Origin of the sequence: Bartonella sp. TT119HLJHH (genome assembly GCF_042193385.1) — a bacterium.
Taxonomy (GTDB): Bacteria; Pseudomonadota; Alphaproteobacteria; order Rhizobiales; family Rhizobiaceae; genus Bartonella.
In genome coordinates this window covers 216,328-228,704 of the sequence record NZ_JBHILS010000001.1, presented here as the reverse complement: position 1 = coordinate 228,704, position 12,377 = coordinate 216,328, and the positions used below count along the sequence as shown (strand labels likewise).

The 12,377-nt window shown below is 34.0% G+C and carries 13 protein-coding genes; 7 read left to right on the top strand and 6 right to left on the bottom strand.

Annotated features, from left to right (window positions below; genetic code table 11):
• The first annotated feature begins 27 nt into the window (after positions 1 to 27).
• The 3 genes from gloB (at position 28) to ACFIJL_RS00760 (ending at position 1,953) form a co-directional block, all read left to right on the top strand.
• Positions 28 to 789, top strand: a complete 762-nt coding sequence (gloB, locus tag ACFIJL_RS00770) for a hydroxyacylglutathione hydrolase (protein WP_375622064.1) — start codon at positions 28 to 30, stop codon at positions 787 to 789.
• 2 nt (positions 790 to 791) lie between these two features.
• Complete coding sequence (locus ACFIJL_RS00765; protein ID WP_375622063.1) at positions 792 to 1,289, top strand: hypothetical protein; 498 nt, start codon at positions 792 to 794, stop codon at positions 1,287 to 1,289.
• Positions 1,290 to 1,485: 196 nt separating this feature from the next.
• Positions 1,486 to 1,953 (top strand): hypothetical protein, encoded by a 468-nt coding sequence (locus ACFIJL_RS00760; protein ID WP_375622062.1) that lies wholly within the window; start codon positions 1,486 to 1,488, stop codon positions 1,951 to 1,953.
• 23 nt (positions 1,954 to 1,976) lie between these two features.
• Here the strand turns inward: ACFIJL_RS00760 and ACFIJL_RS00755 are convergent, their stop codons facing one another.
• The 6 genes from ACFIJL_RS00755 to rho all read right to left on the bottom strand — a co-directional run bounded on the left by ACFIJL_RS00755 (position 1,977) and on the right by rho (position 8,943).
• Positions 1,977 to 2,873 (bottom strand): ParB/RepB/Spo0J family partition protein, encoded by an 897-nt coding sequence (locus tag ACFIJL_RS00755; RefSeq protein ID WP_375622061.1) that lies wholly within the window; start codon positions 2,871 to 2,873, stop codon positions 1,977 to 1,979.
• Positions 2,874 to 2,912: 39 nt separating this feature from the next.
• On the bottom strand, positions 2,913 to 3,710 hold the full coding sequence (locus tag ACFIJL_RS00750; protein WP_375622060.1) for a ParA family protein: 798 nt from the start codon (positions 3,708 to 3,710) through the stop codon (positions 2,913 to 2,915).
• 6 nt (positions 3,711 to 3,716) lie between these two features.
• The gene (gene rsmG, locus ACFIJL_RS00745) at positions 3,717 to 4,364 is read right to left on the bottom strand and encodes a 16S rRNA (guanine(527)-N(7))-methyltransferase RsmG (RefSeq protein ID WP_375622059.1); all 648 of its coding nucleotides are present in this window, start codon (positions 4,362 to 4,364) and stop codon (positions 3,717 to 3,719) included.
• Complete coding sequence (gene mnmG, locus ACFIJL_RS00740; RefSeq protein WP_375622058.1) at positions 4,364 to 6,232, bottom strand: tRNA uridine-5-carboxymethylaminomethyl(34) synthesis enzyme MnmG; 1,869 nt, start codon at positions 6,230 to 6,232, stop codon at positions 4,364 to 4,366. Before mnmG ends, rsmG begins: the two co-directional genes overlap by 1 nt.
• A gap of 106 nt (positions 6,233 to 6,338) precedes the next feature.
• On the bottom strand, positions 6,339 to 7,646 hold the full coding sequence (gene mnmE / locus ACFIJL_RS00735; protein ID WP_375622057.1) for a tRNA uridine-5-carboxymethylaminomethyl(34) synthesis GTPase MnmE: 1,308 nt from the start codon (positions 7,644 to 7,646) through the stop codon (positions 6,339 to 6,341).
• Between the two features lie 31 nt (positions 7,647 to 7,677).
• Entirely contained in the window at positions 7,678 to 8,943 is a 1,266-nt protein-coding gene (gene rho, locus ACFIJL_RS00730) for a transcription termination factor Rho (RefSeq protein ID WP_012232634.1), read from the bottom strand.
• Between the two features lie 551 nt (positions 8,944 to 9,494).
• On the opposite strand from rho, the gene ACFIJL_RS00725 reads away from it, so the two are divergent.
• The 4 genes from ACFIJL_RS00725 to coaE are packed head-to-tail and all read left to right on the top strand — an operon-like array spanning position 9,495 to position 12,376.
• Complete coding sequence (locus ACFIJL_RS00725) at positions 9,495 to 10,334, top strand: pyruvate, water dikinase regulatory protein (RefSeq protein WP_375622056.1); 840 nt, start codon at positions 9,495 to 9,497, stop codon at positions 10,332 to 10,334.
• Positions 10,331 to 10,927: a Maf family nucleotide pyrophosphatase gene (locus ACFIJL_RS00720; RefSeq protein WP_375622055.1), complete on the top strand. Its 597-nt coding sequence runs from the start codon at positions 10,331 to 10,333 to the stop codon at positions 10,925 to 10,927. The genes ACFIJL_RS00725 and ACFIJL_RS00720 overlap by 4 nt, the downstream gene beginning before the upstream one ends.
• Positions 10,920 to 11,792 (top strand): shikimate dehydrogenase, encoded by an 873-nt coding sequence (locus tag ACFIJL_RS00715; RefSeq protein WP_375622054.1) that lies wholly within the window; start codon positions 10,920 to 10,922, stop codon positions 11,790 to 11,792. Before ACFIJL_RS00720 ends, ACFIJL_RS00715 begins: the two co-directional genes overlap by 8 nt.
• Complete coding sequence (gene coaE / locus ACFIJL_RS00710; RefSeq protein WP_375622053.1) at positions 11,789 to 12,376, top strand: dephospho-CoA kinase; 588 nt, start codon at positions 11,789 to 11,791, stop codon at positions 12,374 to 12,376. Before ACFIJL_RS00715 ends, coaE begins: the two co-directional genes overlap by 4 nt.
• Position 12,377 lies beyond the last annotated feature (1 nt).

Below are 12,377 nucleotides of genomic sequence, written 5' to 3'. Positions count from 1 at the left end.
CGCTAAACACTGTTCAGGAGAAAAAATATGTTGATTGAACAGTTTATCTGTCGAAAAGATAATTTCGGTGTACTCGTTCATGATGAAAAAAGTGGTATGACAGCTGCAATAGATGCTCCTGAAAGTAAAGCGATTCACAATGCTTTAAAGCGCCACAATTGGACACTTAACACTATTTTTGTAACCCATCATCATCACGACCATGTAGAAGCCCTATCAGAATTAAAACAAGTTTACAACGCTACGGTTATCGGGCCAGAAGCAGAAAAAGAAAAAATCAATCATCTTGATCAAACACTTCAGCCTGATGAAAGTTTTTTCTTTGGCACACACCTGCTTTTAGCTCTTTCAACACCTGGTCATACTTTAGGCGCATTATCTTACTATTTTCCTGAAAAGAGTTTACTCTTTGCTGGAGATACACTTTTTTCATTGGGCTGTGGACGTCTTTTCGAAGGAACACCAGCACAAATGCTGAATTCTTTAAAAAAACTTCGTAAACTTCCTGATAAAACACTTCTCTATTGTGGACATGAATATACAAAAAATAATGCTCTTTTCGCACTAACAATTGACCCACATAATAAAAAACTCCACCAAAGAATAGAGGAAGTTTTTTTGCTACGTGCAAAAAACGCTATGACTTTACCTGTTACTTTAGGGCAAGAAAAATCCACCAATCCCTTTCTCCGCTGGGATGATAGTGTGTTGCGAAGAAACCTTGGAATGGAAGAAGAAACAGATGAAGAAGTTTTTGCTGAAGTTCGAAGAAGAAAGGATAATTTTTAACCATGCTTAAGTTCGTATTACGTTTGTTCCTCCTTTTTCTTTTCGTGATACATATTCAACAAACAAAGGCAGAGGAAAATGAAACAGATAATTCTTCTCTTATACCATCTCTCATTGCAAATTATCCCTTAACAGAAGATTTTCTTTTAAAGCTGGAAAAAATTGAAAAAGAATGTAAAAATTTACTCCCAGAAACAAAAAATCATCTTATCACTTATGATTCTAGTATCCACTCTAGTATTGAAAACTACACTACCTATATTTCTAGTAAACCAAAACTTGTGAATATTTTAAAAGAAAATAATATCACACCGAAAGATTTTGCTGCTGGAACCTTAGCACTTAAAGAAATATCAACGCTTCTTATATTTGTACCTGAAAAGGAATATTCTACTGAGAAAAATACTATATTTCTAAACAATCTTGAATTTGTTAAAAAACATTTTTACAAAGCTACAATTCTTTTAGAGAGCTGTGAAGAACTCATTTTGAGAAACTAATCAGTTATGAGACGTTAGAAAATATCATCCCATTAATCTAATAAAAAAGTCCGTGCATTAAAAAATCACCGTGTTTTTATCATTCCTAATAATTGTTTTTATTTCGATTATATTTACAAATGTTTTTCTAACAATAAGGAATAATAGACGAGAAAATATTTATTGAAATCCAAAAAAGAAAGGATAATTTTTAGTCATGTTTAAAATTCTATTGTGCTTTTTCTGCATTTTTCCTTTTGTATCATACGCTCAAGAAAAAAAACAAGAAATAGATGATCTTTCTTTTATACCGCCTTTCATTGCAAATTATCCCTTAACAGAAGATCTTCTTTTAAAGCTGGAAAAAATCAAAGCAGAATGTAAAAATTTATCTTCAGAACCAGAACAAACAAATACAAAAAGTGATCTCAATACTTATAATGATAATATTGAAAAATACACTGCCTATATTTCTAGTAAACCAAAACTTGTAAATATTTTAACAGAAAATAATATAACACCGAAAGAATTTGTTGTGGCTCACTTCGCACTTCAAGCGACATTATATATACTTACTGATAAAGAAAATCCTACTTATGAAAAAAACTTTTTACCTTCAAGTAATATAGAATTTGCTAAAGAGCATATGTATAGAATAATAAAAATTTTAAAAGATAACTGTTAAAAAAATCTTTTTAGAACAATTGGTTAACTTTGTAAACGTCGACAAATTTCATCTAATTGTTCTAATGAAGAGTAATGTATTTTTAAATCGCCACCTTTTTTACCATGTCTAATAATAACTTTCATTCCAATCACATCTGCAAGTAATTTTTCTAAAGATTTTGTTTCAGCATCTTTCTCCATATTGGTACGTTTTTTAGTTTTAGGATTAGCTTGCTCATATGCAAGTATTTCTGTTTGACGTACAGAAAGCCCTTCACGAATAATTTTCTCAGCTAAATCTTGTGGATTATCAACGGTTATAAGACAACGTGCATGACCTGCGGAAAGTTGCCCATCAGTTAAGAATTGTTGTACCTTTTCTGGAAGTTTTAACAAACGAAGTGTATTTGCAACATGACTACGACTTTTTCCTATAACTTGTGCTAAATCTACTTGCGTATAACCGTGTTCATTTATAAGCATCTCATATCCCTTTGCTTCTTCGATAGGATTAAGATCTGCACGCTGAACATTTTCAATAATAGCCAATTCCAAAGCAGTTTTATCATCTACATCACGAACAATAACAGGTAATTGACTTAAATTTGCACGTTGTGCAGCACGCCAACGCCGTTCACCAGCGATCAATTCAAACCGATGAGGATAATCTCTTAAAGGTCTGACAATAACAGGTTGAACCACACCGTGCTGACGAATTGATTGTGCCAAATTATCAAGTTCTGTTTCAGTAAAATGACGCCGTGGATTATGAGGATTACATGAAATAGATTCAAGAGGGATAAACTGTTCAGAAATGCTACCGGATTCGGTTAATTTATCAAAACTTGGTGAACGTGCAAAATTGTTGTTTAAATTGATATCTCCAATCAATGCTGCTAATCCACGGCCTAGTCTTTTTTTTGATAGATCATCATTCATAATTTTGCTCTTTGAATTTTTAGATTATTTTTTATATTTCTAAGCAGCAGCGCGTGCTTGTTTTTCACGTTGAATCATTTCAGATGCTAGACGTAAATAAGCTTGGCTACCAGCACATTTGAGATCGTAAAGCAATACAGGTTTACCAAAAGAAGGCGCTTCTGATACTCTTACATTTCGTGGAATAACAGTACGATAAACTTTATCTCCCATAAAAGAGCGTACATCTTCAACAACTTGATTTGAAAGATTATTACGTCCATCATACATTGTTAGAACGATACCTTGAATTTCTAAAGAGGGATTAAGTACGGATCGCACTTGTTTTACTGTTTCAAGTAATTGACTTAAACCTTCAAGTGCTAAAAATTCACATTGCATAGGCACTAAAACAGAATCTGCAGCTCCCATAGCATTAAGAGTAAGAAGATTAAGCGATGGTGGACAATCAATTAAAATATAATTGAATTTTTTTTCCATTTCCGGATCATCATAGAGAGCTTTACGTAAGCGTTGTATGCGATCTTTTGATGAAGAAATTTCCATTTCCACACCTAAGAGATCAAGTGTAGAGGGAACTATATAAAGATTGGGTACGGCTGTTTTTAAAGCGGCTTGTGTAATTGAAACACCTGAAACCAAAACATCATAAGAAGATAAAGGACGGTTATTACGATCAATCCCTAAACCTGTACTAGCATTACCTTGTGGATCAACATCCATAATAAGGACATTTTCACCAATAGCCGCTAAAGCTGTAGCAAGATTAATAGCTGTGGTTGTTTTTCCGACTCCACCCTTTTGGTTTGCAATAGCGATAATTCGTGTTTCGCTCATTTTGCTCTACCCTCTATATGATCGAATATGAGAAATTTCCAAAATAACAGAATTTTCATCAACTTTACTTTTATGTTTTAACAGATCAAAGTGCCAATTGGCAGAGGCATTTTTTATTTCTGTAGCGTAATCCCGACCTTTTTGCAAAAGAGCTACGGTTTTTTCTGTTGATAAAGGAAAAATAAGTTGTAAAAGAACATTGAGTGGCGCTAATCCTCGTGCCGTTATAATATCAGATATAGGAATTTTTTGATATATATCTTCAATCCTAGCGTGATAAACTGTTGCTGGAAGATTAAGTTGAGCAATAACTGTTCGCAAAAAAGCAACTTTTTTTCCATTACTCTCAACAAGATGAATATGCCCTGCTTTTTTTTCTTTCAGAAAAATAGCAATCACAATTGCAGGAAAACCTCCTCCTGATCCTAAATCACACCAATGTAAAGAATGAGCATACAAAGGAAAAATTTGTGCTGAATCTAAAATATGTCGTGTCCATAGATCTGGTATTGTCGCAGCAGATATTAAATTAATATGCGCATTCCATTGAATGATTAAAGACTCAAACTGAATCAAATTTTCCATCGTTTCACGTGAAACAGAAGGAATAATATTTAATAGTTGTTGATATTTTTGTTCTGTAGAAAAATCCATTAAGCTGTTTTAGCCTTTTCACGTCGTTGACGTTGAATATATGTAATAATAAGTGACAAAGCAGCGGGTGTCATACCATCAATTTTTTGTGCATCAGCAATTGAACGCGGCGATATTTCTTGAATTTTTGATTTAAGTTCATTTGAAAGACCTGAAATTGCCTGAATATCAAGAGAAGAAGGAATTTCTAAACGTTCATCTCTCTGAAGAGAGGCAATATCTTGTGCTTGTTTATCTAAATAAACCGCATATTGCGCTTCAATTTCTAAAGATTCTGCTGTTTTAGAATCAATTGTTTGTAATTGTGGCCAAAAATCTGCAAGACGCTCTAAAGTCATATGAGGATAAGCAAGAAAATCATAAGCTGAACGACGAATCCCATCATGATTAACATGTAATCCACGAGCAGAAGCTTCATTAGGTGTTAAAAAGAGATTTTGACACATTGATCGTGCTTGATCAAGTCGCTGTTGTTTTTCCCGATAACAATCCCAACGTACTTTACTCACAATACCCCATTCTTGTGCCAAAGGTGTTAAACGCGTATCAGCATTATCAGATCGTAAAGATAAACGAAATTCAGCACGTGATGTAAACATTCTATAAGGTTCACAAACACCACGTGAAACCAAATCATCAACCATAACACCAATATAAGCCGTAGAACGACTTATAAGTATTTCATCTAATTTACCTACTTTACGCGCAGCATTCAATCCAGCCAAAAGACCTTGTGCAGCTGCTTCTTCATATCCTGTTGTGCCATTTATTTGTCCCGCTAAAAACAAACCCGATAAAGAACGTAATTCTAAGCTTCTTGTTAATTGTTGTGGATTAACAAAATCATATTCAATAGCATAACCAGGTTGCAAAACTTTAGCATTTTCTAATCCTTCAATGGTTTTCAATAGAGAAATTTGCACATCTTCAGGAAGAGAAGTAGAAAGACCATTCGGATAAACGGTATCATCATTTAATCCTTCTGGTTCTAAAAAAATCTGATGTCCATCACGTTCCCCAAATTTAACAATTTTATCTTCAACAGAAGGACAATAACGTGGTCCTAATCCTTCAATATTTCCAGAATATAAAGCAGAACGATAAATATTATCGCGAATAATTTGATGTGTTTTCTCATTTGTACGTGTTATTGCACATTCAATTTGTGGTTGTTCAATTTTCTCTGTTAAAAGAGAAAAGGGTATGGGATTTTCATCTGCTTGTTGTTTTTGGAGAGCTTCCCAAGCAATTGTTTTTTTACTCAAACGAGCAGGGGTTCCTGTTTTTAATCGTCCAAGTTTTATATGATATTTTTTCAAATGTTCAGCAAGTTTTACACTTGACTGATCTCCCATACGACCAGCGGCCCATGTTTTATTACCAATATGAATAAAGCCATTTAAAAACGTACCTGTTGTTAAAACAACAGCACTAGAAAAAATTGTTCCTTGTTTTTTTAAAATAACACCAGATACACAATTATCTTTAACAATCAAATCAAGTACTTCATCTTCAATAAGAGTAAGACTTTCTTGTTCTTTTAAGAGTTTTTGAATTGCTTCCTTATAGAGTTGTCTATCTGCCTGTGTCCGTGGTCCTCTTACTGCCGGTCCTTTACGTCTATTAAGGAGTCTAAACTGAATTCCAGCAGCATCTGCTGCCCTTCCCATGAGACCATCCAACGCATCTATTTCACGAACCAGATGCCCTTTTCCAAGACCACCAATAGCAGGATTACATGACATTGTTCCCAATGCGGATATTTTATGTGTAACAAGCGCTGTTTTTGCTCCTACACGTGCTGAAGCTGAAGCCGCTTCACAGCCAGCATGACCACCACCAACAATAACAACATCATATGATTGCATTTAATTCATTCCGTAGAAAATATTCTAAGGTTTCACGTGAAACAAGATATAAATTACATAATCTTTATAATCTGTCTATGAAATAATCAATGTTTCACGTGAATCATTATTTACCAACACAAAATTCTGAAAAAATAATATCAAGCAAATCTTCAACATCAATATCTCCCGTAATTTTTCCAAGAAAATCACTTGCACGTCGGAGATGTTCTGCACGTAAACTGAGATCAAGAGAATGATAATTGAGAGAATGTTCAATCTCTTTAACAGCTTCCTTTAGTAGTTGAAGTTGCCTTTTACGTGCTGGAACAAGATTTCCAACTTCAGAAGCACGATGATGGCAAAATGATTCAAGTTCTTTGATAAAACAATCAAAATTTAAACCAGTTAATGCAGAAAATTGTATAGACCAACGTTGATCATTTTTTTCATAAAGATCAAGTTTATTGCCAACACACCATATTTCAGCCGATGTTTCTGGTAAATCAACTTTCTCAGGATTTCCTATATCATAAACCAAAATAACCAAATCAGCTTCCCTAACATGCTGCTTAGCAACTTCTATTCCCATCTGTTCTATTTTATTTTCTGTTTTTCTAAAACCAGCAGTATCGGTTAAAAAAACAGGTAAACCACCAAGAATAAGTCTCATTTCTAAAGCATCACGGGTTGTTCCTGCTTCTTCTGTTACAATAGCAACAGATCTTCCTGAAAGACGATTCATAATGCTTGATTTTCCAGAATTAGGAGCACCAGCAATAACAATTTTTAATCCATCACGTAAAATACTCGCACGCTCTCCTTCAATAATATGTTCTCGAAGAGAAGTACAAAGATCTTTAACATCTTTCCAAACTTTATCAGATATTGCGTTTGGAACATCTGCTTCATCCACAAAATCAAGTTCTGCTTCAATAAAAGCACGAACCTTCATAAGTTTATGGCGCCAATCACGATAAAGCGTCGTTAAATGTCCACTTGTACCCATAACAGCTAAACGACGCTGGCTTTCCGTTTCCGCTTCTATTAAATCAGCAAGACCTTCTGCCTGAACAAGATCTAATTTTCCCTCCATAAAAGCACGGCGTGAAAATTCTCCTGCCTCTGCAATACGGCATCCAGAAAATGTCGACAATTCATCGAAAAAACGATTAACAACAGCTTTTCCTCCATGCAAATGGAATTCTGCACAATCTTCTCCCGTAAAACTATGAGGAGCAGGAAAGAAAACAGTTAAAGCAGAATCTAAAAAACTACCATCACGAGCAGTAAGGTTTCCATAATGCATAAAGCGTGCTTTAGGTAAACAACCACAAAGCGTTTTAACTATATCCACAACATGAGGACCAGAAAGCCGAATGACTGCAACCCCTGAAGGTAACAATCCACTCGAAACAGCAAAGATTGTATCCACAGGTTTTATCCTAATAAAAACTTTAATGTCTCTACGTATTCATTGAATCAAAAAACTCACTATTATTTTTTGTTTGCTTCAATTTATCAATCAAAAATTCAATTGCATCTGTTACATTCATAGGTGCTAAAATACGACGAAGAACAAAAATTTTATGCAAATCTTGTCGTGCTACCAAAAGCTCTTCCTTACGTGTTCCTGACTTTAAAATGTCCATAGCAGGGAAAATACGCTTATCAGCAACCTTACGATCAAGAACAATTTCTGAGTTACCTGTTCCTTTAAATTCTTCAAAAATAACCTCATCCATACGGCTTCCTGTATCAATCAAAGCCGTTGCTATAATGGTTAAAGATCCGCCTTCCTCAATATTACGTGCTGCACCAAAAAAACGTTTTGGGCGTTGGAGAGCATTAGCATCCACACCACCTGTCAAGACTTTACCTGAAGAAGGAACAACCGTATTATATGCACGCCCAAGACGTGTAATAGAATCGAGAAGAATAACAACATCTCGTCCATATTCAACAAGACGTTTGGCTTTTTCAATGACCATTTCTGCCACTTGTACGTGACGTATTGCAGGCTCATCAAAAGTAGAAGAAACCACTTCTCCTTTTACTGAACGCTGCATATCAGTAACTTCTTCTGGTCGTTCATCGATTAAAAGAACAATGAGATAACATTCAGGATGATTAGTGGTAATAGAATGAGCAATATTTTGAAGTAAAACTGTTTTTCCTGTCCGAGGTGGCGCAACGATTAATCCTCTTTGTCCTTTTCCCAATGGAGATATCAAATCAATCACGCGTGATGACATATCTTTCTCTGTAGGATCTTGTATTTCCATTTGGAAACGTTCATTTGAATAAAGAGGAGTAAGATTATCAAAGTGGATTTTATAACGAATCTTTTCAGGTTTTTCGAAATTAATTGTATTAATTTTAAGGAGAGCAAAATAACGTTCTCCCTCTTTTGGACTGCGTATAGGACCTTCAATTGTATCGCCTGTCTTTAAAGAAAACGACTGTATTTGTGCAGGTGAAAGATAAATATCATCAGGACCAGGAAGATAATTAGCATCAGCAGATCTCAAAAATCCAAATCCATCTTGTAAAACTTCAACAACACCTTCTCCTATAATTTCAACGTCTTGTAGAGCAAGTTTTTTCAAGATAGCAAACATTAATTCTTGTTTGCGCATAAGGGAGGCATTTTCAACTTCTAATGTTTCAGCAAAAGAAACAAGCTCAACGGGATTTTTGCTTTTAAGTTCTTGTAGTTTCATTTTTTGCATGAAATATGCTCTTTGTAATTAAGGAGAAGATTGTTTTAAAGAATTTATGGAAATTTATGAGTGAAATATTATTAAGAAAAAATATCCTACACTCAATTTTTTTAATCTGCAAGTACCATTTATATGAAATTTGTTCCTGTAATATTAAGTAATTGTATGAAAAACTTGAAAAAATATAAAATCCAAATAGTATTTAATTATTTTAATAACAAAAATGTAAGTTAAAGTTATAGCATTAATGAAATGCTATTCAAAAGTATTTTTTACAGAAATTTATATTAATAAATTTATATTAAAGAAAGGATTCTTCTTATTTATAACTGTGTTTAGTGTGGATTATTATTTATGCTCAATTTTATCCACAAAAGGAAATGAAAAAAGGATAAAAATAACACTATCTTAAAGATATTATCCCCTCTTTTTTTATAAGAGGGATAAATTATCACAAGCATTTAATTTGTGCATAAAAAAGAAAAAAATTTTCTAAATTTTAGTTTTATAAAAAATGGTGAAGATATATGCACATGTCTTAACAAGGAGTTAAAATTTTTGTGACAAAAGAAAAAAAATTCTTTCATTTACACATGCTTTCTGATGCAACGGGAGAAACATTAATCTCTGTTGGAAGAGCTGTAGCATCCCAGTATGCAATGAGTCAGGCAACAGAGCATATCTATCCTATGATTCGTAATAGAATACAGTTACAAAAAGCTCTTGATGAAATACAACAAGAGCCAGGTATTGTTCTTTACACAATGATTGATGAAGAACTTAAACTTCTTCTTCAAAAAAGATGCAAAAAAATAAAAGTTCCCTGTATTGATATATTGCATCCTGTTTTAAATGCTTTTCAGTCTTACCTCGGAATGCCAACTCATTTACGTGTTAGTGCACAACATGATCTTAATGCAGATTACTTTCGTCGTATTGAGGCACTGGATTTTACAATAGAACATGATGATGGACAGTCTTCCAGTAGCTTATCTGAAGCAGATGTGATTCTTGTAGGAATTTCAAGAACCTCTAAAACGCCAACAAGTATCTATTTAGCAAATCGCGGAATAAAAACGGCTAATATTCCTCTTATTCCTAATATTGATTTGCCAGAATCTCTTTTAGAGGCAAAAAATTCTTTAATTATTGGCTTAATCGCTTCAGCAGAAAGAATCTCACATATTCGCCAAAATAGAGATTTGGGAGAAGGTTTTGCTCTTGATAATTATACAAATCGTATCAATATAGCTGAAGAATTAATCTATGCAAAACGCATTTGTGAACGTTTTGGTTGGCCTATTATTGATGTCACAAGACGTTCTATTGAAGAAACTGCTGCTGCAATATTTGAACTGTTATCACGATTTCGTGAAGGAAATGAGAGAAAATTCTCATGAACGCAGATACTTTAATATTAGCATCTCTTAGTTTTTATCGTGCAAAATTATTGAAAAAGGCAGGTTTAAATTTTTCCATTGAAGGAGCTTCTTTTGATGAAAGAGAAGTAGAAAAAACAGCAAAAGAAAAAACACCTAAAGAACTCTGTTGTTTTCTCGCGAGTGCAAAAGCAAAAAATGTTTCAGACCGTTTTCCTGATTCTTTCGTTATTGGTTGTGATCAAGTGCTTGATTTGGAAGGTCAAGTTTTTCATAAAGCAACAAATATTAAAGAAGCACATCAACGTTTATGTGAGTTATCAGGAAAAACCCATTCTCTTCATAGTGCGGTAGCTTTATTTAAAAATGGTCAAAAAATTTGGGTTGAAGCTTTTAGTGCACATATGTCCGTCCGCTTGCTCTCGTCAGAATTTATTGAACGTTATTTAGCACGCGTAGGAAAAGATGTTCTAAACAGCGTGGGAGTATATCAAATTGAAGGGGAAGGGATTCATCTCTTTGAAAAAATTGATGGAGATTTTTTTACCATTGTTGGTTTACCTTTACTGCCTCTACTCATAAAACTGCGCCACTTAGGAATTATTGATGGTTGACTTAACAATAAAAAAAACAAATTATCCGCGTGCTTTTGTTGTTGGTTCTCCAATTCATCATTCAAAATCGCCAAAAATTCACAATTTTTGGCTTAAACAATATGGTTTACAAGGAGAATATCTTGCACAAGAAGTAACATCTGGACAGTTCAGTCATTTTATTGCTTCTTTACAAAAAATAGGCTTTTGTGGAGGAAATGTTACTTTACCTTATAAACAGGAAGCTTTTCGTTTAGCATCTTATAAAGATGAGATAGCAACAATGATTGGTGCTGTTAATACACTTTGGTATGAAGGAGATAAGCTTTGTGCCACGAATAGCGATGCCTATGGTTTTAGCGCTAATCTTGATGATTTTGCATCTGATTGGGGAGGGGAAACAGCTCTTGTTTTTGGAGCAGGTGGTGCCGCGCGCGCTATCTTATATGCCTTAAAAAAACGCGGATTTGAACAGATTTATTTAATTAACCGTACAAAACAACGCGCTGATAATTTAGCTCAGCATTTTGGAAAAATCATTAAAGTTTACGATTGGCATAAAATCCATGAAATACTTCATCAAGCTGATTTGATTGTTAATACAACCTCTATTGGCATAAAAAATTCGGAAGAAAAAAGTGATTCTTTTTTTTGTGATTTTCATAAAGCAAAAAAAACGGCGTTAGTAACAGATATTGTTTATACACCATTGATAACTCCTTTTTTACAACAGGCAAAAGCTTGTGATCTCAAGACGGTTGATGGACTTGGAATGCTTCTACATCAGGCTGTTATAGGATTTGAACAGTGGTTTGGAATAAGACCACAGGTAACAAAAGCGTTAAGGACAGCTATTTTAGAGGATATGAGTGAAAAAAGAGAATGAAGATCATAGGATTAACGGGATCAATTGCTATGGGAAAATCAACAGTTGCTGATTTTTTCAAGCAAGCGGGTATTTCTGTTTTTAGTGCTGATGAAGCAGTACAACAGCTTTATAAAAGTGAGCCAGCTTTGTCACTCATAGAGCGTATTTTTCCTGGTGTTGTTGAAAACGGTGAAGTTAATCGTTTGAAACTTTCTGAAATTTTGATTGATGATAAGGAAAAATTACAAACATTAGAAAAAATAGTTCATCCTTTGGTGCAAGAAAAAGAAAGGGAATTTATTGATATAGCGCGTGAACAAGGGAAAAAATTAGTTATTCTTGATATTCCACTTCTTTTTGAAAAAAATGGTGAAAGTCGTGTAGATAGCGTTATTGTTGTTTCAGCTCCACCAGAAATACAAAAAGAACGTGTTATGATTCGCCAAGGTATGAATGAGAAAAAATTTGCCTTTATCAATGCTCAACAAATGCCAGATGAAAAAAAACGAGAACGTGCTGATTTTGTTATTGATACAGGAAAAGATTTAGAGAATACACGTCAACAGGTTTTAAATGTGCTAAAAAATTTGCTAAAGAATTGAA